Genomic DNA, 26591 nt, shown 5'->3' on the forward strand with positions numbered 1-26591 from the left:
TCCGCCGCTTGCCGGCAGCGAGCCTGCCCAGACCGACCGGGAGTCGTTCCGGAGGAGTCAGGCTGGTGTCCACGGGCTCGCCGCCACACACCGCCCGGCGGGGGAGTCCGCCTCCGGCGTGCTCGCCGCTCGGCAACTGTGCTCGGATGTCCGGTGTTCGTGTCACGTTTCGCTGTGTCATACCCCCAGCCTGCTAGTCAGGAAGGGGGAAGCGGATCCGTGCTGTTACTCAGGAGTTACCTATTGTCGGGAGTGTTCTGCTCCGAAAGAGTGAAGTAGGAATTCTCCCTGCTTTCGTGCGCGGAGTGCCGACTGGTCGAATCGCGCCATGATCCTCGTGCCGTTCCCGTCGGCTCCCGCGGGGCGGAACGCTGGGCATCGCGGTGTCCCCGGAGCGAAAGGTATGGTCTAGACCATGTTGCGATTGAGTGGTGTCTGTGTCAGCGGCGGGCAGGCCGCCGGGCCCGTCGTGCGGGTGGCGGAGCCCCTGCCCGAACCCCCCTCCACCCCGGCCGTCGAGGACCACGCCGCTGAGGCGGCGCGGATCGGACCGGCGGCCGAAGCCGTGGCCACCGGCCTGTTCACCCGCGCCGCGGGCGTCGAGGGGGACGCCAAGGCCGTCCTGGAAACCACGGCCGCCATGGCCATGGACCCCTCACTGAGCTCGCGCGCCGAACAGCTCGTGCGGCAGCGCTCCCTGCCCGCACCCCGCGCCGTGCTCGAAGCCGCCGAGGAGTTCGCCGAGTCCCTGCGGGCCACCGGCGGGTACCTGGCCGAGCGGGTGCGCGACATCCACGACGTGCGGGACCGGATCATCGCCGAACTGCTCGGGGTGCTCGCCCCCGGCGTGCCCACCCTGACCGAACCGAGCGTGCTGCTGGCCCGCGACCTCGCCCCCGCCGACACGGCCGACCTCGATCCCGACCTGGTGCTGGCCCTGGTCACCGAGGAGGGCGGCCCCACCAGCCACACCGCCATCCTCGCCCGCTCACTCGGCATCCCCGCCGTGGTCGCCGTGCGGGGCCTGCTCGGCGATACCACCGTCGTGGCGGCCGAGGTCGACGGCGACTCCGGGGCCGTCGCCCTGTCCACCGAGCCGATCGAGGTGCGGTCCCCCGAGCGCCGCTCCGGAGCGGAGTGGACCGGTACCGGCGGGACCTCGGACGGACACCGCGTCAAGATCCTCGCCAACGTCGGAGCCGCCGCCGAGGCCACCACGGCGGTCTCCCGGGGCGCGGAGGGCGTCGGACTGTTCCGCACCGAGTTCTGCTACCTGGCCGCCTCGGACGAACCGGACGTCGCCACCCAGCGCGCCGCCTACACGGAGGTCCTCCGTCCCTTCGCGGGCAGGCCCGTGGTCGTGCGGACCCTCGACGCCGGGGCGGACAAACCCCTCGGGTTCCTGAACACCGCCGAGGAACCGAACCCTGCCCTGGGCGTGCGGGGAGTGCGGATCGCCTTCGACAACCCCGGGGTGCTGGACCGTCAGCTGGAGGCGATCGCGGCTGCCGCCGACGACTCGGGTGCCGAGGTCTCCGTCATGGCTCCCATGGTCGCCACCGCCGAGGAGGCGGGCTGGTTCACCGAACGCGCCAGGGCGGCGGGCATCGGACGGGCCGGGGTGATGGTCGAGGTTCCCGCCGCGGCGCTGGCGGCCCGGGAGCTGGTCGAGGCGGTGGACTTCGTCAGCATCGGTACCAACGACCTGGCCCAGTACGTCTTCGCCGCCGACCGCCAGTTGGGCGCGCTGGCCGAGCTGAACGATCCCTGGCAGCCCGCCCTGCTGCGGCTGATCGAACTGGTCGGCCGGGCCGGAACGGACACCGGCAGGCCCGTCGGGGTGTGCGGGGAGGCCGCCGCCGACCCCCTGCTGGCGCGTGTCCTGGTCGGACTGGGGGTCAGCAGCCTCTCCATGGTGGCCACGGCCGTGCCCGCCGTGGGCGGGGCGCTGGCCGCGAGCACGCACCGGCAGTGCGCGCGAGCCGCCGAGGCGGCCCTGGCGGCTCCGAACCCCTCCCGGGCCCGTGCCGCCACCCGCGAAGCCCTGGAGTGATCCAGCGCCCGACGATCCCGGACGGGATCGTCGGGGAACCTACTCCTCCGGTGTGCCGTCCCGGTCGAGCCCGTGCTCGATCGCGTACCGCGCCAGTTCCACCCTGTTGTGCAGCTGGAGCTTGCGCAGGGTGGACTGCACGTGGTTCTCCACCGTGCGGTGGGAGATCACCAGCTTGTTCGCGATCTGCCGCGCGGTCAGCCCCTTGGCCACCTGGCGCAGCACGTCGGTCTCCCGGTCGGTCAGCCGGGGAGGCTGCTGCTCGGAGTCGTCGGGGTTGACCGCCATGCGCCGGTACTCCCCCAGCACCAGACCGGCCAGACCGGCGGTGAACACCGCGTCCCCCACGGCGGTGCGCCGGATCGCGTCCACCAGTTCCTCCACGGAGGCGGACTTGACCAGGTAGCCGGAAGCGCCTGCCTTGACCGCCTCCAGCACGTCACCGTGCTCCCCGCTGGCCGAGAGCACCAGCACCCGGGTTCCGGAGATCTCCTGGGTGATCTGCCTGGTGGCCTCCACCCCCGAGGTGTCCCCCAGGTTGAGGTCCATCAGTACCACGTCCGGCCGCACCGTGCGCGCGATGCGCAGCGCGGAAACCGCGTCGCCCGTGGTGGCGCCGATCCGGAACCCGCGTTCGGTGAGGTCCCGCGCCACACCGTCTCTCCATATCGGATGGTCGTCGACCACCATCACCGAAACGTCCGAGCCAGTCATGCCGTCGTTCCTCCATGCTGCCCACGTGTCCCTCCCGCGGACCGGCCGTGTTCCGACTCGCCACGGGGAAGATGGATCTCCCACTCGGTGCCCTCCCCCTCGGCCGTGTCCAGAGTGATCCTCCCACCCAGACTCTCCACGCGACCACGGATCGAGCGGGCGACACCCATTCGGCCGTCGGCGGCGGCCTGCTCCAACCGTCCTTCGGGGATTCCCGGACCGTCGTCGCGGATGCTGAGCACCACCTCCGTGCCCAGGTCCTCCAGCAGCACCCAGGCGTGCGCGCGCGGTCCGGCGTGCTTGTCCACGTTCTGCAACGCCTCCCGGGTCACCGAGAACAGCGCGGACACGCTCGCCGCGGGCAGTTCGACCCGGGTGGCCGGCACCGACACGCTGACCCGCTCACTGTCCAATGTGCGCAACTGCGCCGCCAGGTCGGTGCTGCCGCCCACGGACTCGGCGGGCCCGGTGGAGACCAGCGCGCGCAGTGCCGTCTCCTGTTCCCCGGCCAGGGTCGCCAACTCGGCCGCCTCCCCGCCCAGCTGGCTGCCCCGGCTGCGCACCCGGGCCAGCACCTGGAGAACGCTGTCGTGGATGTCGCGGGCCAGCCGTTCCCGCTCGGCCGTGGCCGCCTCGGCCCGCAGCGCCCGCGCCAACCGCTCCGTGGAGTGCCGGGCCGTGTCCGAGGCCAGTCCCAGCAGCAGACCGATCGCGATGTGCAGCACGGTGTCCATCCACATGTTGGGGTCGATGTAGCCGCGCATGGCGAAGTTGGCGGCCGCGGCGGCGACGCCGCTGACGGCCCCGCCGGGCATTCCCCACCGCACCGCGGCCGCCGTCACCATCGAGGCGTGCCAGACGGTGACCACGGTGGGCAGCCCCAGGTCCAGTTGCCGTTCGGTGAGCACGAAGTAGCACAACGCGAACAGGACCATGGTCACGACCTGGTCGAGAGCCACCATGGTGTTGGTCCGCCCGGAGGGTTTGCCGTAGCGCCAGCAGGTGAAGGCGGTCCACAGCGCCATCCCCACCAGGACCGCCGTCCCCAGCGCGGGCCTGCGGTAGTCGGACACCAGCACCACGAACCACACCAGGGCGTACAGCAGGGTGAGGATCCTGAGCCCGTTGTGCGCGCGCCAGAGGGGGATCCGGCCGTCCGGTACGGCCTCGCCTCCGGAGGAGGCCTCGCCGGCGGATTCCGGAACGAGTGTGCTCGTCACCAGCCCGGCGGCCCGGCGCGGAGTCGTCCGCCGCCGGGACTCCTCCGCGCCTCCGCTCGTCTCGGCTTTCCGCTCGCCCGTGCTGACCAACTTCGGAAGTCCTTTCCGGTGATGTGCCAAGGGGCCACTCGTGTGGACGGATGCGGTGGGGGTTCCGTTCCACCCTCCCGGCGACCCGAGGGCTCCCGTGTGGACATCCTCCCCCGGCTCGGGGCACGGGCACGACCCGTGAGCGTCGTCCGTGCCGGAACCGTGGCCGAGCACACAGCCCCTTCCCCGTCGGACGGGGGAACGGATCCGGCACACCGGAGGAATCCGCCGCCCGAACGTTCGACGGAATTAGCCCACATCGGCGATCAATCTCCGCGAGCGTCGGTGAAAAGCACCACGTGACGGATCTTGCTGGCAGGGTTGTGGTGATTGTGCACACTGTTTGCCCGGACGAGCGCGTTTTCCCCGGGGACGGAATCGTTCCTCCGGGACCGTGTCGAGTCCCGCGGCAGAACCAGGGGAGGAACCAGTGGGGGAATGGCCACTGTGGAAACTGCGGCCCGCGGCCCTGTGCTACGTGCTCCTCGTGCAGTTCGCGGCGGCGTTGACGATCTACGTGGTGGTCGTCACCACCGATCCGCCCACCGGGTGGGAGCTGTACAGGTTCGGGATGCTCGCCCTCACCGGAGGAGCGGTGATCATCGGAACCTCCCTGTCCATCCAGCTGCGTGAGGGGGTGCGTCGTAATCCCTGGACGATCCACATCTGCTACCTCGTCGCGGGTCTGTTGCTGCTGCCCCCGAACCTGCTCGTGCTGTTGCTGCTCGGCCCTGCCCTGCACGGAGTTCTCGACGTGCGGGAGGCCCCGCACCGGTGGATGTTCATCAACGCGGCCACCGTGCTGGCCACCTTCGCCGCGCGGCTGGTGCTGGGGTGGCACACCCCACGGTGGACCCTGCTCGCCCTGCTGGCCTCCTGCACCGTCCTGCTCCTGCTGCGGGCCGTGCTCGTGGCGGTCGGGTTGTGGCTGCGCAGCCCGCAGGCCTCCCGGTCCGAGATCCTCGGTGACCCCATAGACGTGCTGTTGGGGGTGGTCGCGGTCAGTCTCGGCGCGCTGCTGGCCGTGGCCGTGCAGTACGACCCCGTCAGCGCGCTGCTGGCGGCTCCGCCCATGGCGCTGCTGGACCTGGCCGGGCAGCTTCCGCAGTGGCGCCGCTCGGCCCAGCGCGACGCCAAGACCGGCCTGATGAACGCCGTGCACTGGGAGAAGTTCGCCCGGACCGAACTGGTCCGGGCCCGCTCCCGGAAGGCCCCGGTGTCGGTGCTGTTGCTGGACCTGGACCACTTCAAACGGGTCAACGACGAACTCGGCCACCTCGCGGGCGACGCCGCGCTGGCCTCGGTCGCGTTGATGCTGCGCGGCAGCGTGCGCAAGGGGGACCTGGTGGGGCGCTTCGGTGGGGAGGAGTTCGTCGTGTTGCTTCCGGAAACCGACACCGCGGCAGCCTGGGAGGTCGCCCATCGGATCAGACGCTCCACGGCGGCCCTGTCCGTCCCGGCCCGGGACACCGCCGGGGTGACCCACGAGCTCGACAACCTGACCATCAGCATCGGTGTGGCCTGCACCGGCACGCTCGGCTACGAGCTCGGGGACCTGCTGGTGGCCGCCGACGCGGCGCTGCTCGCGGCCAAGGCCGGTGGGCGCAACGCGGTCAGCCTGGCCTGACGGCCCGATCCGGCCGGGGCACCGTCGGCGGCCGCAGCCGCCACGGCCACGGGGCTTCGGGCCGTGGTCCCGGGCTCGCTCAGGTCCGCGGGTTCGACTCGTCCTCGGTGTCGGTGGAGGTCGTGTCCGTCTCGGGAGAGGACTCCCCTTCCGGTGGCTTCGTCGCCGTCTCCCCGGCGGCGAGGGCACGCACGGCGGAACTGACCATGGCCAGCACCGGCACGGCCAGCAACGCCCCGATGATGTCCGCGACGATCACCCCGACGCTGATCGACAGCACCACCGCCAGCGGATGCAGCCGTACGGCGCGGCCGATCAGCAGGGGCTGGAGCACGTTGCCCTCCAACTGCTGCACCCCGAGTACCACGGCGAGCACCAGCAGGGCCGCTATCGGCCCGTTGGCCACCAGCGCCACCAGGACCGCCACCGCGCCGGAGGCGACCGCACCGACGATCGGGACGAACGCGGCGAGGAACACCAGGGCCGCCAGTGGCACCACCAGCGGCACACCGATGATCGCCAGCCCCACCCCGATACCGAGGGCGTCTCCCACCGCCACCAGGCCGGTGGCCCGGATGTAGCCGACCAGCGACTCGAATCCCCGCGTGCCGGCCAGGTCGATACGGGAACGAGCCGCCTCGGGCAACGGCCCCAGCAGGAACAGCCAGATCCTCCTGCCGTCGTGCAGGAAGAAGATCAGGGTGAACAGCATCAGCAACATGCCGGTGAGGAAGTTGCCCACGGTGGTGGCCGTGGACAGCGCCCCGCTGGTCAGCTGTTGCTGGTTGTCCTCCAGCCAGGAGCCCACCTGGTCGATGTATTTGTTGATCTGTTCCTGACCCAGGTGCAGTGGTCCGCTGGCCAGCCACTCGCGGATGGTGTTCAGGCTCGCGACCAGTTGCCGTTGCAGGTCGGGCAGGCCGGCCACGAAGGCGTTGATGACGAAGGTCAGGATCCCGCCGACGGCCGCCAGCCCGCCGACGAGGACGACGGCCGTGGCCAGTCCCCGTGGCACCCGCATTCTGGTCAGCACCGAGACGGCGGGAGCCAGCAACGCGGAGAACAGCAGGGCGATCGCCACGGGGATCACCACCACCGACAGTTTGCCCACCAACCAGCCGAGGGCGTAGAGCATTCCGAAGATGACCAGCAGTCGCCACCCGAGGGCCGCCGTGACACGTATCGCGGGGGGGATCCGGGCGATCTCGTCGGAGTTCGTGACCTTGCTGACGCTCACAGGGCCACACTAGCGGTGCGCGGACGGAGAACGGTGGGACCGATCTCGCCGAGTGGGCCGGCGTCCCGGCACACGGTGGAATTCGTCCCGGTCAGTCGTGATCCGGGGCGGCTCGGTACCCACCGGCTTCCCAACGTGTGGGCGGGTCGGTGGTTCCGCCCGCTTCCGCGGGTCGTCCTGGTCCGCCGGCACCGGCAACATCACACGATGTGAGTAAGTCGGTGCGGAACGGATGCGTTGTCCGGGGGTGTTTTGGAAGAGTGATCCTCGGCGATTCGCTGGGAGTGCCTTCGGCGCGGAGGTCGTGACGACGCGGAAGAGCCCGAGACCGGTGGTTGGTCCCCGTGGGACCGGCCCGGCAGGGCCGCTCGTCCGTCCCTTCGGAGGTGCTCCGGCGTTGACGTTGTCCGAAGGAGGCCGCTGAGTCCCATGCCCGTTGACGATCAGTGCTCGTCGGCGGCCGACCGCCAACGGCGGTGGCTGTACCGCGCGCTGATCGTGGTGGGTGGCACGGTGGCCGGGATCTCGGCGGCGTGCCTGCTCGGGACCGCCCACGCCGCCTCACCGACCGAGTCGGACACCACGGACCGGACACCGTCGCGGGCGCAGCGGCAGGCCTCCCCTCAGCAGGAGGCCCGTGCCGACAGCGGTCCGCTGGCCGGGCTGGTCCGTTCCCTGACGGGAGCCACGGAACGCCACGACGGCGCGGAGGCCGCTGGGACGACGTCCGAAGCGGAGCACACGCGGCACTCCGAGGAAACCGGGTCGCCGAGCGCGGACAGCCGGCGAAGCACCACGTCCTCCGCCGAGAGTTCCGGGAAGCGTGACTCCGGGGTGACCACTGTGCTCGATCCCGTCACCGACTCCGTCACCTCCGGGGTGGAGACGGTGCGGCGGGGTGCCGAACCCGTCCTCGATCCGGTGCGGCGGGCCGCCGACACGGTGGTTTCCGGCACGACCGGGCAGGACTCCCTGACCGGAGCGGTCGGAGGGGAACTCGAACGGGTGCGTGACTCGCTGGTGACCACCGACTCCCACGAGGCCCAGCGCTCCTCAGAGAGCACGGTCACCCACCCCGCACCCTCCCGGCCGCGACGGACACCGGACGTCCACACGGAACCGAGGACCGAGCGGACTCCCGAGGCGGAGGCGGACTCGACACGGTCGCGGACACTGACGAACCGTTCCCCCTCCCTCGCCACTCCGGGAGCCGAACACCTCCTGCCCGAGCGGGCCGTGCGGAAGGAACCCGTCAACAGCAGGCAGCACTCCCTCGATCTTCCCCCCTTCAGCGGCGGCGGCTGTGCCTGCGGCACCGACACCACCAACCCGAGCGGTGGTTCGGCTTCCGGGATCGGACTGACCGGCTGGGTACCCGCCACTCCCGCCGTCACCGCCAAGCCGCTCTCCGCGACCGGTTCCGGAACCACTCCCCCCGTGGACACCGAGGGCCCCCAACCGGGCACCACCCCCGACTGATTCTCGCACCGCCGCTTTCTTCCCCCTCGTGTGTGCCGGACACGGACCGAGGTGACGGGAAGCGACACGCGGCGACGTCCCCTCCCGACTGAGCGGGAGCCGCCGATCCGTCGATCGGCGCACCGGACCTTTTTCCTGATTCACCGGAAGGCTTGCGCACAGGGCGTGTCCCTGTGACGTGGGAAGAGAAATCCAAAGGAGAGTTTCATGCAGAGTTGGGCCAGGCGAGGCGTGCAGGCGGCGCTGGTCACCGGAGGAATGCTCGCGGCAGGCACCGGTGTCGCGTCTGCCTCCGAGAACTGCCCGGAACGTCCGACCTCCCCCTTCGGCGGGCCACTGACACCGGCCGAGGCGGCGGGGGACGGCACCCCCAGTCGAAGCGGCGTGTGCTTCGCCGGGGAGCTCTTCCCAGACACGGAGGAGACCCTGGTGCTGCCCGCCCTGGACGGAGATGGGGAACGGGTCTCCAGGCTGTCCGAGGCCGACACCCTGGTCGGCAGCATCGCCCCGATCCGGGAGACTCCGGCGGAGGCGGACAACGAACGCACCCTGCGGATTCCACGTATCACGGACGAACTAGCCCCGGATCTCCCCCGTGAGGAACAGTGGATCCCACCCCAGGAACTTCCGGATCCGACCGGGCACTCCGCCCCCTCCGCCGGGCGTGGGGAACCGTGGGGATCGGCCCCGGAGAGCTCGGCCGTGTCCTCCACGGTTCCCCAGGACAGGGTCTCCGCCTGGACGGCTCCGGCCGAGCGTCCCCGGGCCAGGCACGCGGCCGCCGCCGAGGAGGCGAGACCGGCGGACGGTCCGCACCGTTCGGTGAGTTGGTCGGGCGCCCTGGCCCACGAGACCGTCCCCGTTTCCGGGCACAGCGGGGAGGAATCCGCCGAGACCGCCAGGCACGCGCTGGTTCTCCCCGAAGAGGAGGTGAGCGCTCCCGCCTCCTCCTCGCCCGCCGAGGGCATCATCTCGATGTGGCGGGGTTCCGGAGGCATGCTGGACACCGCCGCGGTGGACCTCACCACGGTGGGATTCGAAACCGGCCCGGACCTGCGCGCCGTTCCGGAACGGGTGCTTCGCTCGGCCGTGTCGACCGACGCCGGGCAGCGGCGTGCGGTCTCCGAGGAGAAGGCTCCGCTCGACCTTCCCGGTGAGGTGCACCAGCGGGTCGACGAACTTCCCACCCTGCCCGACCCGGCGCTGCTGTTCCCCACCGAGGACGTTGACGGTGCCGGTGGGTTCCCGCCGGATACCGGGATCTCCTTGTCCGGCGAGGACGAGGCGAACACTCTGGGCGGAAACACCGACGAGGTCGGGTCCGCCGCTCTCACTCCCGTTCGGGACTCGGGTGAGGCCGAGGTGACCAGGACTTCGGAAGAGGTGCTGTTCACCCCGGTACCGGAACTCTCCGAGGTGAGCGTGCGAGTGGTCGACGAACTGGCCGCGGCCGTGCCGGAGCGGCGGGTCGTGACGTCCAACCCGTTCCGGGAGACCACGATCGCGCGCCGGGGTGCTCCGGAAGGCGGTGTGGCCCTTCCGATCCTGGACCGGGCGCCGCAGGTGGATGCCCTCGAGGGCATGACGGTGCCGTTGCCCGCGGTCGAGGCCGACGGTACCCCCAGGGTCGGGGCCGCAGGCGCGGCGGCGTAGCCGCGGGGCGCGTACGACCGGGTCCGACCACCCCGGTGGTACGTCCCCCTCCCGGGAGCGTGTGACCGTTTCGGCGATTGTCGGTCACCGGGGCCCCGGGACAGACGGGGCCGGCAAGCTCGTGGCTTGCCGGCCCCGTTCTTCGTGTTCGGGGGTCCTCACCCTCCGAAGAGGAGGCCCTTCGTGGGCGGTGACGGGAGTGCGGGCTCAGCGGGCCGATTCCACCTCGGAGGCCGGGTTTCCGGGATTCGGGGTGCGGCCGCCGCGGCGGTCGGTCACCCCGAGGTAGGCGTGGTAGACCAGGAATCCCACCCCGAGGTACACATAGGCGTTCCCGATCAGGTGTTCGAAGAAGTTCCAGGTCAGTTCCTTGCCGTCCCCCTGGGGGGCGTACCAGTGCGGCCCGATCAGGTAGAGCTCCGCGGCGAGGGTGGTCGCCAGCAGCAGGGGCAGGTTCCGGTGCCGGTATCCCCTCTCGAAGAGCAGGATCAGGCCGGCAACGATCCACACCCAGTGGTGGGACCAGGAGATCGGTGAGATCAACAGGCCGAACACGGCGTTGAGCACGAGCGCGGTGGGCAGGTCGCGCCTGCCGGAGCGCGGGTACAGGGCGGTCCACATTCCGAACACGGTCAGTGCCGCCGCCAACAGCACCAGTACTCCCAGCCCCAGAGTCTGCCACGGTTCGGGGACGGCCAGCTTGGCCAGCAGGGAACGCAGGGAGACGTTGCCGGCGTAGATGGAGGCGTCCCCTTCGAACTGGGGACCGAAGGACACGTTGCCGCTGCTGAAGACCTGCCGGGTCCAGAAGTGGACGGCGTCCTCGAAGGCGAGCAGGAATCCGAGGGCGACGGTGCCGAGCAGGGTGGTCACGGCGGTGAGGATCGTGCGCACGTCGCGGCGCAGCAGGGGAAACAGCAGGAAGACCGCGGGGGTGAGTTTGATTCCCGCGGCTATGCCGATCAGCAGGCCGCGCGGGTAGGGCGGTTTCCGGGTCCCGTCGACGCGCCACAGGCAGTCGACGGCGACCAGCGCCATGAGCACCAGGTTGATCTGGGCGTAGGTGAGCGTTTCGAGTACCGGCTCGGTGACCGTGGCCAGGGGCAGGAGTACGGCGGTGAACAGCAGGGCGCGTCGGCGGGTGCGCTCCCCCAGGGGACAGGCGCGGAGCACCACGTAGAGCGTGCTCAGCAGGGCCAGATGGCTGACCAGCATGATCACGGCGACGGCCTTGGTCTTGGACACCACCGCCAGCGGGGCGAAGACGAACGCCGCGAACGGCGGGTAGATGAAGGGAAGCCGCAGTCCGGACTCGGTCGGTGGGAGATCCTGGTAGATCGGCGTTCCCTGGAGCCAGGCGCGGGCTCCGAGCTGGTACACCTCCCCGTCTATGTGCCCGTGCGGATTGATCGCCGAAACCATGACGAGCGCGCAGAACTCGCACAGGGCGAACACGATGATCAGTTTGCGGTGTTGCCGGAGAACTCCGATGAGGGATCCCCTGTTCGGGGGAGGGGCGGTGGGCTGCACTCTTGAACCGTCCTGTCGGCTACGACCTGGTTGTCGGTTGTCGGGAACGACACCAGATTAGGAGGTCAGCTCCTTCTCCAAGCTCCCCACCGTATTCATCGACTCGTTGTCGAACTGTTGTCCGGGGCGGGTGAGTCGATCAATCGGAGTCCTTTTCGCCATATGTGTTGACGCTACGTAAGTGACACACTGAAAAAACACCATGACGTGTGGTAGTCGCGCTCTTGAATTTGGTCCCGCCACAAGGGGAGGCTCACAACCACTGCTCCATCTGGTGGGGAGGGTAGCTCCGAATGAGTGTTGTCTATGCCACTGGCGCATCCCAGCTCACCGGAGTGTGGGATGAACTCATCATGGGACTGACCGCCGGATTCATGCTCACCGACGAGCGTGGCCAGGTGCTGGCCACCAACGACGCCGCCGCGGATCTGATGCGGCTCGACCGCACCGATCTGCTCACCGGATCACGTCCCAGTGGTTGGGCGATGCAGGACAGCACGGGTGCGCACCTGCCGGACTGGTCGGATCTGACCAGCCAGGTGCTGCGTACCGGTACTCGCATGTCCACCCCCGTGGTCATCACCCAGCACGGCAAGCCGAGCGGACACCTGTGGATGGATTACCAGCCCGTCCGCATGTACGCGCAACAACGTGTGCTGATGTTCCTACAACCGGTGGACACCGACGTCCCCCATTCCCGGGGGATGGTGGATCCGCTGACCGGCCTTCCCGGGCGCGTGCTGTTGCTCGACAGGCTGGACCAGGCGCTGGCGCGGGCACGGTGCCGGGGCACCGTGAGCACGCTGGTGCTGGTCGACGTGCGCAGGCTCGAACAGTTCAACGTGGAGCACGGTTTCGCCCAGGGGGACGAACTGCTGACCGTGATCGCGGGACGGCTGCGCCAGAGTCTCAGCGACGAGCACACGGTGGCCCGTTTCGGCGGGGACGAGTTCGCCCTCGTGGTGGAACATCCCAGTGGGAACGGGGCCGAGATCGCGGAGGGAGCCCGCAGGGCGGTGGTCCGACCGATGCGGCTGGAAGGCAGGCAGGTGCGACCGAGTGTGCGGGTTTCCTGGGTGAGCAGCGACGGAAAGGCCTCGGTGCACTCGGTGGTCCACCGCGCCGAGCAGCAACTACGGGCCAAGGAGTGAGTGTGTTTCGCCGGGGGTGATCCCCCGAGGGGCGGACGAGGCGTGACCGCCGTTCCGGCGGCTCCCCGTCCGCGTCGAGGCGAGTTCCCGCCGACGACTCCGGCGAACTCGGTTTCGCGTCCCGCTGTTGCCCGACGGGTTACTTCCTCCACCACTCGGCGTCCTGCGGCGCCGCCAGCAGCGTGCGGACGTCCTCCGGAGGTCCGGGTTTGGCGAAGAACCATCCCTGGCCGGTCTCACAGCCGATCTCCCTCATACGCGTCGCCTGGGCCCGCGTCTCCACCCCTTCCGCGGTGACCGTCAGTCCGAGGGCGTGGGAAAGGTCCACCACCGTCCCGATGATCCTGGCGTCGACCGGGTCGATGTTCTGGTCCTCGCCCACTCCCTCCATGAAGGAGCCGGCGATCTTGAGTTCGTGCACCGGCAGGTGCCGGAGGTAGGCGAGGTTGGAGTAACCGGTGCCGAAGTCGTCGATCGCGATGCGCACCCCCATCCGCGCGAGTGTGCGCAGGGTCTCCAACGGCTCGTCCGCCGTGCTCATGATCGCGCTCTCGGTCAGCTCCAGCTGGAGCATCCCCGGCTCCAACCCGGTCTCGTCCAGGATCTCGGCCACGTCGGAGACGAGGTTGGGGTCCCGGGACTGGCGTACCGCCAGGTTGACGCTCATGAACGGGGCCGCGGAACCGAACTCGTCCTGCCAGAGCCGGGCCTGCTTGCACGCCTGGCGCAGCACCCAGCGTCCCAGGGACACGATCATGCCGGTTTCCTCGGCCAGCCCGATGAACCGGTCGGGCCCCAGGCGTCCCAGCTCGGGATGCCACCAGCGCACCAGCGCCTCCACCCCGGACACCCGGTAGTGGTCCAGCCCCACGAGCGGCTGGTAGTCGACGTAGAACTCGTTGTGCTCCAGCGCCGCCGGCATGGTGGCCGACAGCCGGAACTGGGCCACCTCGCTGGCGTTGCGCTCGGTGTCGAACAGGGCCCACTGGTTCTTGCCCTCGGCCTTGGCCCAGTAGAGCGTGACGTCGGCGTCGCGCATCAGCTCGGCCGGGGTCTGGCCCGTCACGGGGCGTTCCAGGATCCCGATGCTCGCCGAGACGAACAGTTCCTGGTTACCCACCCTGATGGGGGAACTCAGCGCGTCGAGCACCTGTTCGGCGATGTCGACGGCCTGTTGGGTTCCCCGGGAGCCCTCGATCAGGATCACGAACTCGTCCCCGCCCATGCGGGCGACGAGGCGGTCCTGCCCCTGGACGGTCTCCGCCAGGCGTTGGGCCACGGTGACCAGCAGGTCGTCCCCGACGTGGTGACCGAGACTGTCGTTGATGACCTTGAAACCGTCCAGGTCCATGTAGCACAGCGCCACCCGCCTGGGTCGTTCCGAGCCGGTGTCCTCGTTCAGCGCCTCGGTGATCCGTTCGAGGAACAGGGCGCGGTTCGGCAGTCCGGTGAGCGGGTCGTGCAGGGCCTGGTGGCGCAGCCGGTCCTGCAACATCTTGCGGTCGGTCACGTCCTCCATCAGGGCGACCTGGTAGAGGGGCAGACCGTTCTCGTCCCGTACCAGGGAGACGATCAGTTCCGTCCAGGACTTGGTCCCGTCGGGACGGGTGAACCGTTTCTCCATGCGGTACTGCTCGCGCTCGCCGCGGACGAGTTCCTCGTAGACCTGCCAGACGGTGTCGGTGTCCTGCGGGTCCATGAGGTCGTAGACCCGCAGGCCTTGCATCTCCTCGGCGCTGCGTCCGAGGATGCGGCGCAGTGAGGCGTTGGCTTCCAGGATGAGGCCCTCGGTGTCGGCGATGCCGATGCCGATGGCCGCTTCGGAGAAGATGGCGCGGAAGCGGGCCTCGCTGGTGCGCAGGGCCTGCTCGACCGAGTCCCTGGCGTCCAGGACGGCCTGGCGGATCGCCTCCTGCTCGTCCAGGGTGCGTTTGCGCGCGGCCTGCATGAAGCCGCCGCAGATCGCCGCCTGCACGGCCGAGACCCGGGTGCGCAGTTCCGGGGTCTCGGTGAGGCCGAACAGCGGGAGCATGTGCTCGCCGACGCTCTCGATCGTCTTGGCCAGGGAGTCGGCCCCGGTGAAGTGGATGGCCACCAGATCGGCACCGACGGCGCGGGCGCCTTCGGTGTCCTGGGGAGTGCTGAGCAGCGCCTCGGCCAGGCGGTCGGTGTAACGTTCCAACTGCTCCTCGACCTCGGCCCCGGTCATCGGCACATAGCTGGTACCGACCAGTGCCCGGGTCCAGGCCGCGGCGAACTCCCGCTTGTGTCGTCTGTCCACATCCGTCACGTCATGAGCGCTCGATACAGGCGCTGTCCAGCCGGTCATGCCTGCGGCGCCCTCCGCTCGTCGTAGTCGCCCGCGCAAGGTACTCGGGGAGCATACGGTTGATGCCGCCCTTCGGTCGAACGCGGAACCTGCTGTCACCCAGGGTAGCTACCGGAAGTGGATTGGCAGGAGACGCGGACCAAGATCGAAAGCGATGTTCATGTCACCCGACCGGGTCGAGTTTCGTCGTTTGAGCGGTGTCCGTTTTGCCTCATTGTGGGCAGAAGGTAACACGATACCTACCGGAAGCGGTGAAACGATCGTTTCCTTGATCACACGATCGGTGTTCGACAACGGCAGCCACCCGCGGACTCGCCTGAGCGCTCAGGCACCACACGGCAAGCTCCGACGCACGTACCAAGGGGAAGCGTATGCATCGTTCGGGTAGATTCGGTACCTCCGGCCTGTTGACCTACGGATTATCACTGATCTTCGGTGTGGTTCTGGTGTTCGGCCCCTCCGCGTACGCGGCCGAGGCCCCACCGGGACGTGCGCCGGAGCCCGACCACGCGATGGGCTCACAGATCCGGGAGAACGAGACGACGCCCGGGCAGCGGGCTCCGCGCCTGTCGAACAGACCCTCGGTCCACGGCATGGACGTCAGTGGACACCAGAACAGGGTCGACTGGAATCACTGGTGGAACCAGGGGATGCGGTTCGCCTACGTGAAGGCCACCGAGGGGACCGGCTACACCAGCCCCGACTTCAACCATCAGTACACCGGTTCCTACCGGGTGGGCATGATCCGTGGTGCCTACCACTTCGCCCTGCCCGACCGCTCCAGCGGTGCGGCCCAGGCGCGCTACTTCGTCCGCAACGGGGGCGGGTGGTCCGCCGACGGCAGGACACTGCCCGGTGCCCTGGACATCGAGTACAACCCGTACGGACCGAAGTGCTACGGGAAGACCCCGGGGCGGATGACGGCCTGGATCCGGGACTTCAGCGACACCTACCACAGGCTGACCGGCAGGTACCCCACCATCTACACCAGCACGCGCTGGTGGAACGACTGCGTCGACGGGGACTTCAGCTCGACGAACCCGTTGTGGATCGCCAGGTACAACGACTTCGTCGGAGAACTGCCCCACGACTGGGATTACCACACGTTCTGGCAGTACACCTCGAAACCGCTGGACAAGAACCTGTTCAACGGTACGTACGAGCAGCTCGAAAGACTGGCGCTGGGGCGTTGACCCGTGGAGGACACGGATGACGCCCCGGGGCCGCGACACACCGGACGGCGGCCGTGTTCCCGGCGGTCCTCTTCGCGGGGAACACGGCCACCGTCGCGGCGAAACTCCACGTGCCGGGGTGGTGCTCAGCCGAACAGCGCCGGCAGCGTGCCCTCCCAGGCCCGCCGCAGCTCGGTCAGTGGCAGCTCACCGACTCCCTGGATGTCCAGACTCCGCGACTCGGTGTCGACCACTCCGATCTTGGTGCACGGCAGCCCCCGGGCGGAGCAGAGCTCGGTGAACCGCAGTTCCTCCCCGCGCGGGACCGACACCACCGCACGTCCCGCCGACTCGGAGAACAGCCACACGAACGGGTCGGCGTCCTCGGGCAGCACGACCCGGGCTCCCGTCTCCCCGATCAGCGCCATCTCCACCAGTCCCTGGGCCAGACCGCCCTCGGAGAGGTCGTGTGCCGCCGAGACCAGGCCGTCGCGGGCGCCCAGGGCGAGGATCTCGCCGAGCAGTTTCTCCCGGGAGAGGTCCACGCGCGGCGGAGTACCGCCCAGGTGACCGTGGACCACCCTGCTCCACTCGGATCCGCCGAACTCGTCGTGGGTCTCGCCGAGCAGCAGCAGCGCCTCCCCCGGAGCGGCGCCGATCCCCGTGGGGATCCTGCGGGCGACGTCGTCGATCACGCCGAGCACCCCGACCACCGGGGTGGGCAGGATGGGGTCGCCGCCGGTCTGGTTGTAGAAGCTCACGTTGCCGCCGGTCACCGGGATGCCCAGTTCGGCGGCGCCGTCGGCCAGCCCGCGCACCGCCTGCTGGAACTGCCACATCACCCCGGGGTCCTCGGCGGAACCGAAGTTGAGGCAGTTGGTCACCGCCACCGGCTTCGACCCGGTCACCGAGACGTTGCGGTAGGCCTCGGCCAGCGCCAACCGCGCCCCCTGATAGGGGTCGAGTCGGGTGTAGCGGGCGTTGCAGTCGGTGGCGACGGCGATCCCGCGTCCGCTCTGTTCGTCGATGCGCAGCACACCGCCGTCCGAGGGCTGGGCCAGCACCGTGTTGCCGCGCACGTAGTGGTCGTACTGGCTGGTCACCCACTCGCGGGAGCACAGGTTGGGGGAGGCCGCCATCCGCAGCAGCGTCTCGCGCAGTTCCCCGGCGTCGCCGGGGCGCGCGAGCGTGCCCGGATCGTCGGCCACGAGCCGGTCCTGTTCGGCGGGGCGGCGCACCGGACGCTGGTACACCGGGCCCTCGTCGGCCACCGTCCTCGGGGGAACGTCGACGACCCGTTCGCCCCGCCAGTCCACCCGCAGGTTCTCGTCGTCGGTGACCTCGCCGATGACGGTGGCGGTGACGTCCCACTTGCGGCAGACCTCCATGAAGGCCTCAACGTCACAGGGGCGTACGACCGCGCACATCCGTTCCTGGGACTCGCTGGACAGGATCTCGGCGGGGGTCATCCCCTCGGCGCGCAGCGGCACCGCGTCCAGGTCGATCCACATCCCGCCGTCACCGGCGGAGGCCAGCTCGGAGGTGGCGCAGGACAGCCCCGCCCCTCCGAGGTCCTGCACACCGACCACCAGACCGGAGCGGTACAGTTCCAGGCAGCACTCGATGAGCACCTTCTCGGTGAAGGGGTCGCCGACCTGCACGCTGGGCAGCTTCTTGCGCCCGCTGCCGGTCTCGTCTCCACTGAAGCTCTCCGAGGCCAGTACGGAGACCCCTCCGATACCGTCCAGGCCGGTGCGGGCGCCGAAGAGCACGATCTTGTTGCCCGTTCCGCTGGCGTGGGCGAGCTGCAACTCGTCGGACTTGAGCACCCCCACGCACATGGCGTTGACCAGGGGGTTGCGCGCGTAGGACTCGTCGAAGACGACCTCGCCGCCGATGTTGGGCAGCCCGAGGCAGTTGCCGTAGCCGCCGATCCCCTCGACCACCCCGGGAAGCACCCGGGCGGTGTCGGCGGCCTCGGCGGGACCGAAGCGCAGCGGGTCGGCCACCGCGACCGGCCGCGCCCCCATGGCCATGATGTCGCGGACGATGCCCCCGACCCCGGTGGCCGCTCCCTGGTGCGGTTCGACGTAGGAGGGGTGGTTGTGGCTCTCCACCTTGAAGGTGACCGCCCAGCCGTCCCCGATGTCGATCACACCGGCGTTCTCGCCGATGCCCGCCAGCATCCTGGCGCGCATCTCCTCGGTGGTCGTCTCCCCGAAGTACCTCAGGTGGACCTTGGAGGACTTGTAGGAGCAGTGCTCGCTCCACATGACCGAGTACATCGCCAGCTCGGCTTCGGTGGGGCGGCGGCCCAGTATCCGCCGGATCCGCTGGTACTCGTCCTCGGCCAGCCCGAGTTCGCGGTAGGGCTGCGCGAGCTCCGGCGTCCGCGCCGCGTACTCGGTGCTGTCCACTCGCTCGGGACTCGTGACGGTGTCGTGCGTGGTTTCGGTCATGCGGGCACCAGGGTGTCGAGGGCGGACAGGAACATGCCGAGGCCGTCGTCGGTGGGGCCGGTGAGTGGGTCGATCGCGTGTTCGGGGTGGGGCATCAGTCCGGCGACCCTGCCCCGGGCGTCGGTGACGCCCGCGATGTCCCGGCTCGAACCGTTCGGGTTGTCCTCCACGTAGCGGAACAGCACGCGGCCCTCCCCCTCCAGCTCGTCGAGGGTGGACTCCTCGGCCACGTAGCGGCCCTCCCCGTGTTTGACGGGGATCAGCAGTTCGGCACCGGGTTCGTAGCGCGTGGTCCAGGTGCTCGTGGTGTTCTCGGCGCGCAGCCACTGGTCGCGGCAGACGTAGTGCAACCCCGCGTTGCGGGTCAACGCGCCGGGCAGCAGTCCCGCCTCGCACAGCACCTGGAACCCGTTGCACACCCCGAGCACCGGCATGCCGTGTTCGGCCGCGCGCAGCACCTCGGTCATCACCGGGGCGAACTTGGCGATCGCGCCGCAGCGCAGGTAGTCCCCGTAGCTGAAACCACCGGGCACGATCACGGCGTCCACCCCGTGCAGGTCCGCGTCGGCGTGCCACAGCGCCACGGGGGTGGCCCCGGCGCGGCGCACCGCGCGCCTGGCGTCGCCGTCGTCCAGCGAACCGGGGAAGGTGATCACCCCGATGCTGGCCCCGGCGGCGCTCATGATTCCACCCGGCGCACGGACCAGTCCTCGATCACGGGATTGGCGAGGAAGTTCTCCGCGATCCGTTCGAGCGTGTCGTCGTCGACGTCGTCGGCGACCTCCAGCTCGAAGTGCTTCCCCTGACGGACGTGTGAGACTCCTTCGAACCCCTGGCGAGGCAGCGCGTTGGCCACTGCCTGGCCCTGCGGGTCGAGAATCTCCTCTTTCGGCATGACGTCGACAACGACTCGGGCCACGGGCGTCGCTCCCGGAACTGTGCGGATCCGCTCCGCGTTTCGCGGCGCGGATGGTCGGCGTTACGGGCAAAGCGTAACTGAGCTGCGAGTTCCTTCCCGACGGCCGGGGAGGTGCTGGGGCGTGGCTCACCTCGGACCACGCCGGTACCTCCCCGGCGGTGTCGGGAGGGGCGGAACGCCGTGCCGGGTCACAGGGTTCGTAGCGAGCCCCTCAGGTGCGCTTTGCCGGAGGAGGAGCGCAGCGCGAACCGTCGCCGTCCCGGTTGCTCGCCCGCCTCCTCGGTGAACTCCACCCGGGAGGGCAGCAGCACCGGCTTGGCGAACTCCACGTCCACCGCGCAGGACCGCGGAAGCCGGCCCGCGAAGGCGGCCAGGCAGCGCGCGGCCGACCACATGCCGTGCGCGATGGCACGGGGGAACCCGAAGGCCTTGGCGGTGACCGCGCTCAGGTGGATGGGGTTGCGGTCGCCGGAGACGGTCGCGTAGCGCCGCCCCAGGTCACCGGGCAGTTTCCAGCGGGCGCTCGGTTCCGTGCTCTCGGGTTCGGCGAGTTCGGAGGTTCCGGGAGCCCGCGGGTCGCCCGCCCCGCGGCGCAGGTAGGTGCTGGTCTCGGTCCACACCGTTCGTCCGTCGACGACGGTCTCGGTGACCACGTCGAACTGGGTGCCCTTGGGGTGGGCACGCAGGCCGGACAGGCGCACCCGCTGGGTCAGCTGGTCGGTCACCGACAGCGGTTCGTGCCGGGTGATGCTGTTGGCCACGTGCACCAGTCCCACGAGCGGGAAGGGGAACCCCGGGTCGGTCATCAGTTTGACGGCGAGGGGGAACGCGGTGATGTGCGGATAGGTGAGCGGCAGTTCGTCCCGGTTGTCGAACCCACAGATCCGGTTGTACTCGGCGAGGTGCCGCCGGTCGACCGTGATCCCGGAACGGACGTACTCGGTGTCCGGCAGCTTCGCCCGCGAGGGGTCGGTGCGCCGCAACGGCGTCGTGGCCGCGGCCCTGAGGTACAGCGGGCCGAGTTTCGGCAGGCGGTCGAGTTCGGTGGTGGGCACAGCTGTTCTGCCTTTCCTCGGGGGTGGGGGACCTCGGTTCGGCGGGGCTGGTTCACGCCCCGAGCAGGCTCTGTCCGCACACGCGGATGACGTTGCCGTTCACCCCGTCGGAGCCGGGGTTGGCGTAGAAGGCGATGGTCTCGGCCACGTCCACGGGCAGCCCGCCCTGGGAGAGGCTGTTCATCCTGCGTCCGGCCTCCCGGATCGCTAGCGGGACGGCGGCGGTCATGGCGGTTTCGATGAATCCGGGGGCGACCGCGTTGATCGTCACGCCCCGTTCGGCGGCCCGTTCGGCCATCGCCTGCACGTGACCGATGACTCCGGCCTTGGAGGTGGCGTAGTTGGCCTGTCCCACGTTGCCCGCGATGCCGCTGATCGAGGCCACGCCGACGAGCCTGCCGCCCGCGCGCAGCGGGGAGGAGTCCTCCAGCAGCGCGTTGTTGATCCGTTCCTGGGCGGTGAGGTTGACCGACAGCACCGCGTCCCACTTGTCCCGGCTCATCCGGCCGATGGTCTTGTCCCGGGTGATGCCCGCGTTGTGCACCACGACGTCGAGCCCGTCGTGCCGTTCGGTGACGTGGTCGATCAGCTGTCGCGGCGCGTTCTCCCCGGTGATGTCGAGTTGCAGTGCCGAGCCGCCGATCCGGTTGGCCACCTTCGCCAGGTCCTCGCCCTGGGCGGGGACGTCCAGGCACACCACGTGGGCCCCGTCGCGGGCGAGTGTCTCGGCGATCGAGGCCCCTATCCCCCGGGAGGCTCCGGTGACCAGGGCCGTTCTGCCGCGCAGCGGGTGCTGTTCGTCCTCGGGCCTGCGGGCTCGGGTGGCTCCCACACGGATGACCTGGCCGGAGACGAACGCCGACTTGGCGGACAGCAGGAACCGCAGCGTGGAGTCCACCGCCTGTTCCCCGCCACGGGAGACGTGGACCAGCTGTGCGGTGGCTCCGCCCCGGAGTTCCTTGCCCGCCGTGCGCACGAAGCCCTCCAGCGCGCGTTGCGCGGTCCGCTCGGCGGGGTCGGTGATCTCCTCGGGCGGGGTGCCGAGCACGATCAGCCGGGCACAGCGCTCGGTTCGCCGGATGACGGGGGAGAAGAAGTCGTGCAGTTGTCCGAGCTCGGGGCTGCTCGTGATGCCGGTGGCGTCGAAGACCAGCGCGGCGTAACGGGTGTCCTCCCCGGATGTGTGATGCACCTCGGCGTGCACTCCGCGGAGGGTTTCGGCGATGCTCTCCCCGAGGCGGGATCCCTCGGCCGCCCCGGTGAGCACGGGGCCGGGCACCACGGGGTCCCCCGGCTGGTACCTGCGCAACGGGGTGGGGGTGGGCAGCCCGAGCCGGGCGGTCAGTTGCCGTCCGAATCGGGAGGTGACGAGCTTGCTGTACGGATCCGCCATCACGAACTCCTCAACGCGCGTGGTCCAGTACTCGACGCATAAGCTACCCGTCGGTAGGTTAAGTTGCTAGCCAGCACCCGTTGGGTGCCGCAGTTCGTCGACCAGCCGTGCCAAGGAGTCGGGTATGTCCACAACTCGCCGGGTCGTCATCGTCGGAGGGAACCGGATCCCGTTCGCCCGTTCGGGAGGGCCGTACGCGCACGCGTCCAACCAGGACATGCTCACCGCGGCGCTCGACGGCCTGCTGGCCAGGTACGGGCTCTCCGGAAGCAGGGTCGGTGAGTTCGCGGCGGGCGCGGTGCTCAAGCACAGTCGCGACTTCAACCTCGCCCGGGAGGTGGTGTTGGGCTCCGGACTCGATCCGCGCACCCCGGCGCACGACGTGCAGATGGCCTGCGCGACCGGTCTGGAGACGGTGGTCTCGATCGCCAACAAGATCGCGCTCGGGCAGATCGAGTCCGGTATCGCCGGTGGGGTGGACTCGGCCAGCGACGCGCCGATAGAGCTCAACGACGAGCTGCGCCGCGTGCTGCTGCGCGCCAACCACGCCAGAACCCTCGGTGGTCGCCTGCGGGCGCTGGCCGGGGTGCGTCCGCGGCACGTGATACCGGGAATACCGCGCAACGCCGAGCCGCGCACCGGGCTGTCCATGGGCGAGCACGCGGCGAAGACCGCCGCGTGCTGGCAGGTGAGCCGGGCCGCCCAGGACGAGTTGGCCGCCCGCAGTCACCAGCGGCTCGCCGCGGCCTACGAACGGGGTTTCTTCGACGACCTGCTCACCCCGTTCCAGGGGCTGTCCCGGGACCAGAACCTGCGTCCCGACTCCACTCCGGAGAAGTTGGCCAAGCTCAAACCCGTTTTCGGCAGTGGTGAGCAGGCCACCATGACCGCGGGCAACTCGACCCCGTTGTCGGACGGTGCCGCCACGGTGCTGCTGGCCAGCGAGGAGTGGGCCGCCCACCACCGGCTGCCCGTGCTCGCCTATCTGGAGGACTTCGCCACCGAGGCCGTGGACTACGTCAGTGGTGACGAGGGGCTGTTGATGGCTCCGGTCTACGCGGTGCCGAGGCTGCTGGACCGTGCCGGGCTCACACTCGACCACTTCGACTTCTACGAGGTCCATGAGGCCTTCGCGGCCCAGGTGCTGTGCACGATCGAGGCGTGGAAGGATCCCGAGTTCTGTTCCCGCAGGCTCGGCAGGTCCGAGCCGCTGGGGGAGCTGGACACCGATCGGCTGAACGTGGTGGGTTCCTCACTGGCGGCCGGACACCCCTTCGCGGCCACGGGCGGCCGGATCGTGGCCACGCTGGCCAAGCTGCTGTCCGAACGCGGTTCCGGGCGCGGGCTGGTGTCGATCTGCGCCGCCGGAGGACAGGGGATCACCGCGATCGTCGGTAGGTGAGCGGGAGGACGTGCCGCGGGTGGGGCCCGCCCGCGGCGTCACGGTCCCCCTGGGAGGTTTCCGTTCCGGACGGTGCCGTTCGTCCCGGGTCGTTTCGCTCCCACCGCCGGCGCGACGCAGGTTTTCACCACTTCGGATTACTCTCCGGACGTGCTCCGGCGCGCGCGGTGACGTATGTTCGAAAGCGGCGTGACCGGCGTTGCACATCGACATTGAGATGTGGGACGGATCACATCATGTCGAAGGTGTAACGCTTTGGTGTACAGGCACGATGAACGGGGTGACTCCGCGATGCTGTCGGACCCCCGACCTGGCAGCATCGCGGAGTTCGCCAAACCCTTCGTCCGCTCGCCGTTCGGCGGGTGGACCTCCTCGAAACTCCCTCGCCCGACGGGTGGTTTCCACGCCATAGGACGAGGTGTCTCTTCGTCGCGACAGCGACGAGTCCGATAACCGGCATCCCCCGTACGGCGGGGTGGTGTCGCAGCCCCAGCGTTGTCACCGAAAGTGATCAAGAAGTCACTGTCGGTCTCGGACAGCTCTAAGGAGAGGCACCATGAACACCGCGATCGTGATGATGGGGGCGCTACTGCCCGTTCTCGCGGCGAGCATGTTCTACATGAGTGATCGCCGGGTTTCTCCCGAGGGAACCCGTGTTCCTCCGGAGACGGCCGGACACGAGAACTCCCGTTCCGCCGGGGACCTCGTGGAGGCGACGGCGGGCGCCGACGGGGACTCGACCCGCTCCGAAGGCCGCTGAACAGAGCCCCGCCGAAGCGGTGTGCGGTCGGGCGGGGTTTGTTCGCCGAACGGGGACGTGCCGTGCTCCACGGTGCTGGAGCACGCCACGTCGGTGCACGCCCTCCTCGCTGAGAAATCGCCGAGAATCTCCTGAGAACTTTTTCGAATTCCCTTTTCCCGGAACCCTGGATGAACGCGTCGCGGAAACCCTCCCGCGGCCTCACGTCCGTTCCCGGAAAACGGTGCTCCTCCGGGGCGGGGTCGAGGAGCACACCGAGCGTCGGCACCCGAGAGAGGTTCCGTGCCGGGGAAGAGGTGACCCTCCTCGCCCGGGTGCCGGGAACACCCTCCGGCGGAGGTGTTGTTGACTCGGAGTGTGAGTAGCGAGCACAAGCCCAAGCGCGCCCGGGTGCGCGCACCGGAACCGACCGGACGCGGATGGTTGAACACCGGCGGCGAGCCGCTGCGACTGTCCGAGTTGCGCGGCAAAGTGGTGCTGCTGGACTTCTGGGCGTTCTGCTGCGTCAACTGCCTGCACGTGCTCGACGAACTGCGGCCGCTGGAACGCGAGTTCGCCGAGGAGCTGGTCACCATCGGGGTGCACTCCCCCAAGTTCGAGCACGAGGCCGACCCCGAGGCGCTCGCCGCCGCCGTCGAACGCTACGAGGTCGACCACCCGGTGCTGGACGATCCGGAACTGGCCACCTGGCGCGACTACGCGGTGAAGGCGTGGCCGACGCTGGTGGTGATCGACCCCGAGGGCTACGTGGTGCACGAAGCCGCCGGTGAAGGGCACGTCGAGGCGCTGCGCAGGATCATCTCCGAGCTGGTGACCGAACACGAGGGTCGCGGCACGTTGCACCGGGGCGGTGGTCCCCGCGTGCCCCCCAGACAGGCGGACACCACCCTGCGCTACCCGAGCAAGGTGCTCGGTCTCGAAGGCGGCACCGTGCTGGTGGCCGACTCGGCGCACCACTCCCTGGTGGAGTTCGCCCCCGACGGGGAGACCCCGCTGCGCCGCATCGGCAGCGGTACCCGCGGAGCCGCCGACGGAGACCCGGAGACGGCCTCCTTCCGGGAACCCGGCGGAATGACCCTGCTGCCCCAGCACGTCGCCGAGCGGGTGGGCTACGACGTGGTCGTGGCGGACACGGTCAACCACCTGCTGCGCGGAGTGCGGTTGGCCGACGGCGCGGTCACCACCGTGGCGGGCACCGGGGCGCAGTGGCGCGACGAGGCCCGGGGCGGACCCGCCGTGGAGACCGCGCTGACCAGCCCCTGGGACGTGGCCTGGTGGGAACCGGCCGGTGGGGTGGTGATCGCGATGGCCGGTAACCACACCCTCGGCCTGTTCGACCCCGTCGCGGGGACCGTCGCCGGGTTCGCCGGAACCACGGTGGAGGGACTGCGCGACGGGCCTCTCGAGGAGGCCTTCTTCGCCCAGACCTCCGGGCTCGCGGTGGACGAGGCCGCCGAGGAGCGGGGCGAGCCCCGCCTCTGGCTCGTCGACGCGGAGACCTCGGCGCTGCGCTGGATACGACCCGGAGCAGAGGGTTTCGAGGTGCACACCGCCGTGGGCAGGGGGCTGTTCGACTTCGGGCACGCCGACGGGCCGGCAGCGGAAGCACTGTTGCAGCATCCCCTCGGGGTGGCGATGCTGCCCGACGGCACCGTGGCGGTCTGCGACACCTACAACGGGGCCGTTCGACGCTACGATCCGGAGGCCGGGGTGATGTCCACCCTGGCGAGAGAGGTCGCCGAACCCTCCGGGGCGATCACGGTGGAGGGGGAACTCGTGGTGGTGGCCAGTACCGCGCACCGCCTGGAGCGTCCGGTTCCTCCCGGGGTGACCGCCCAACTGGTCGAGGGAGCCGCCCACCGTGTGAGCCGCCCGGCCACCGAGATCGCTCCGGGAGAGGTGGAACTGGCCGTGGTGTTCCAACCCCCGCCGGGGCAGAAACTGGACGAGCGCTACGGTCCCTCCACCCGCCTGGAGGTCAGTTCCTCCCCCGAGGGACTGCTGGTGTCCGGAGAGGGCGACGGCACCGAGCTCACCAGGAGGCTGGTGCTGGCCGAGGGGTTCGAGCACGGAGTGCTGCACGTGGTGGCCCAGGCAGCCAGCTGCGACGACGACTCCGCGGTGGAACACCCGGCCTGTCGGTTGACCAGGCAGGACTGGGGTGTTCCGATCCGCCTCACCCCGGAGGGGGCAGCCAGGCTCCCACTGGTGATGGGTGGCATGGACGCGGGGTGACCGTCCGGAGTCACATCGTGGCGAGTCCGTCGACCCCGGCTTCCTTCGGGAGGCCGGGGTCCCATGCGCTGGGCACGGTTCGGCCCTGCGTTCCGGACGGACTCGACGGAACG

General features: G+C 69.8%; 19 protein-coding genes. 9 read left to right on the forward strand and 10 right to left on the reverse strand.

What is annotated here, in order from left to right; genetic code table 11:
* Positions 1 to 415: 415 nt before the first annotated feature.
* The gene (gene ptsP / locus ACTMO_RS0118475) at positions 416 to 2053 is read left to right on the forward strand and encodes a phosphoenolpyruvate--protein phosphotransferase (protein ID WP_033401579.1); all 1638 of its coding nucleotides are present in this window, start codon (positions 416 to 418) and stop codon (positions 2051 to 2053) included.
* A gap of 39 nt (positions 2054 to 2092) precedes the next feature.
* Here ptsP and ACTMO_RS0118480 read toward each other — a convergent pair whose 3' ends face one another.
* Together ACTMO_RS0118480 and macS are read right to left on the reverse strand one after the other, a co-directional pair.
* A complete protein-coding gene (locus tag ACTMO_RS0118480; RefSeq protein ID WP_019856165.1) occupies positions 2093 to 2767 on the reverse strand; it encodes a response regulator in 675 nt (224 codons plus the stop codon).
* Positions 2764 to 4077: a MacS family sensor histidine kinase gene (gene macS, locus ACTMO_RS0118485; RefSeq protein WP_019856166.1), complete on the reverse strand. Its 1314-nt coding sequence runs from the start codon at positions 4075 to 4077 to the stop codon at positions 2764 to 2766. The genes ACTMO_RS0118480 and macS overlap by 4 nt, the downstream gene beginning before the upstream one ends.
* A gap of 430 nt (positions 4078 to 4507) precedes the next feature.
* Between macS and ACTMO_RS0118490 the strand changes: the two genes are divergently transcribed.
* Complete coding sequence (locus ACTMO_RS0118490) at positions 4508 to 5704, forward strand: GGDEF domain-containing protein (RefSeq protein WP_019856167.1); 1197 nt, start codon at positions 4508 to 4510, stop codon at positions 5702 to 5704.
* Positions 5705 to 5783: 79 nt separating this feature from the next.
* Here the strand turns inward: ACTMO_RS0118490 and ACTMO_RS0118495 are convergent, their stop codons facing one another.
* The gene (locus ACTMO_RS0118495; protein ID WP_019856168.1) at positions 5784 to 6941 is read right to left on the reverse strand and encodes an AI-2E family transporter; all 1158 of its coding nucleotides are present in this window, start codon (positions 6939 to 6941) and stop codon (positions 5784 to 5786) included.
* 429 nt (positions 6942 to 7370) lie between these two features.
* On the opposite strand from ACTMO_RS0118495, the gene ACTMO_RS0118500 reads away from it, so the two are divergent.
* Complete coding sequence (locus tag ACTMO_RS0118500) at positions 7371 to 8420, forward strand: hypothetical protein (protein WP_019856169.1); 1050 nt, start codon at positions 7371 to 7373, stop codon at positions 8418 to 8420.
* 207 nt (positions 8421 to 8627) lie between these two features.
* A complete protein-coding gene (locus ACTMO_RS0118505) occupies positions 8628 to 10073 on the forward strand; it encodes a hypothetical protein (RefSeq protein ID WP_157062953.1) in 1446 nt (481 codons plus the stop codon).
* 207 nt (positions 10074 to 10280) lie between these two features.
* On the opposite strand, the gene ACTMO_RS0118510 is transcribed toward ACTMO_RS0118505, so the two are convergent.
* Positions 10281 to 11603, reverse strand: a complete 1323-nt coding sequence (locus ACTMO_RS0118510; RefSeq protein ID WP_019856171.1) for a glycosyltransferase family 87 protein — start codon at positions 11601 to 11603, stop codon at positions 10281 to 10283.
* Between the two features lie 293 nt (positions 11604 to 11896).
* Between ACTMO_RS0118510 and ACTMO_RS0118515 the strand changes: the two genes are divergently transcribed.
* On the forward strand, positions 11897 to 12754 hold the full coding sequence (locus ACTMO_RS0118515) for a GGDEF domain-containing protein (protein ID WP_026449389.1): 858 nt from the start codon (positions 11897 to 11899) through the stop codon (positions 12752 to 12754).
* A gap of 139 nt (positions 12755 to 12893) precedes the next feature.
* On the opposite strand, the gene ACTMO_RS0118520 is transcribed toward ACTMO_RS0118515, so the two are convergent.
* A complete protein-coding gene (locus tag ACTMO_RS0118520; protein WP_084792233.1) occupies positions 12894 to 15083 on the reverse strand; it encodes a putative bifunctional diguanylate cyclase/phosphodiesterase in 2190 nt (729 codons plus the stop codon).
* Between the two features lie 371 nt (positions 15084 to 15454).
* On the opposite strand from ACTMO_RS0118520, the gene ACTMO_RS0118525 reads away from it, so the two are divergent.
* Positions 15455 to 16276: a lysozyme gene (locus ACTMO_RS0118525; protein WP_019856174.1), complete on the forward strand. Its 822-nt coding sequence runs from the start codon at positions 15455 to 15457 to the stop codon at positions 16274 to 16276.
* Positions 16277 to 16401: 125 nt separating this feature from the next.
* On the opposite strand, the gene purL is transcribed toward ACTMO_RS0118525, so the two are convergent.
* The 5 genes from purL to ACTMO_RS0118550 all read right to left on the reverse strand — a co-directional run bounded on the left by purL (position 16402) and on the right by ACTMO_RS0118550 (position 22081).
* Positions 16402 to 18714 (reverse strand): phosphoribosylformylglycinamidine synthase subunit PurL, encoded by a 2313-nt coding sequence (gene purL / locus ACTMO_RS0118530; RefSeq protein WP_019856175.1) that lies wholly within the window; start codon positions 18712 to 18714, stop codon positions 16402 to 16404.
* Positions 18711 to 19397, reverse strand: a complete 687-nt coding sequence (gene purQ, locus ACTMO_RS0118535) for a phosphoribosylformylglycinamidine synthase subunit PurQ (RefSeq protein WP_019856176.1) — start codon at positions 19395 to 19397, stop codon at positions 18711 to 18713. The genes purL and purQ overlap by 4 nt, the downstream gene beginning before the upstream one ends.
* Positions 19394 to 19633, reverse strand: coding sequence for a phosphoribosylformylglycinamidine synthase subunit PurS (purS, locus tag ACTMO_RS0118540; RefSeq protein WP_026449390.1), 240 nt, complete (start codon positions 19631 to 19633; stop codon positions 19394 to 19396). The genes purQ and purS overlap by 4 nt, the downstream gene beginning before the upstream one ends.
* A gap of 188 nt (positions 19634 to 19821) precedes the next feature.
* Entirely contained in the window at positions 19822 to 20688 is an 867-nt protein-coding gene (locus ACTMO_RS0118545; RefSeq protein ID WP_019856178.1) for a MaoC/PaaZ C-terminal domain-containing protein, read from the reverse strand.
* 52 nt (positions 20689 to 20740) lie between these two features.
* Entirely contained in the window at positions 20741 to 22081 is a 1341-nt protein-coding gene (locus tag ACTMO_RS0118550; protein ID WP_019856179.1) for a 3-oxoacyl-ACP reductase, read from the reverse strand.
* A gap of 124 nt (positions 22082 to 22205) precedes the next feature.
* On the opposite strand from ACTMO_RS0118550, the gene ACTMO_RS0118555 reads away from it, so the two are divergent.
* The 3 genes from ACTMO_RS0118555 to ACTMO_RS0118565 all read left to right on the forward strand — a co-directional run bounded on the left by ACTMO_RS0118555 (position 22206) and on the right by ACTMO_RS0118565 (position 26478).
* Entirely contained in the window at positions 22206 to 23483 is a 1278-nt protein-coding gene (locus ACTMO_RS0118555) for an acetyl-CoA C-acetyltransferase (protein WP_019856180.1), read from the forward strand.
* 556 nt (positions 23484 to 24039) lie between these two features.
* The gene (locus tag ACTMO_RS0118560; RefSeq protein WP_019856181.1) at positions 24040 to 24243 is read left to right on the forward strand and encodes a hypothetical protein; all 204 of its coding nucleotides are present in this window, start codon (positions 24040 to 24042) and stop codon (positions 24241 to 24243) included.
* Positions 24244 to 24600: 357 nt separating this feature from the next.
* On the forward strand, positions 24601 to 26478 hold the full coding sequence (locus ACTMO_RS0118565) for an NHL domain-containing thioredoxin family protein (protein WP_019856182.1): 1878 nt from the start codon (positions 24601 to 24603) through the stop codon (positions 26476 to 26478).
* Positions 26479 to 26591 lie beyond the last annotated feature (113 nt).

This window comes from Actinopolyspora mortivallis DSM 44261 (genome assembly GCF_000384035.1).
GTDB classification, from domain to species: domain Bacteria; phylum Actinomycetota; class Actinomycetes; order Mycobacteriales; family Pseudonocardiaceae; genus Actinopolyspora; species Actinopolyspora mortivallis.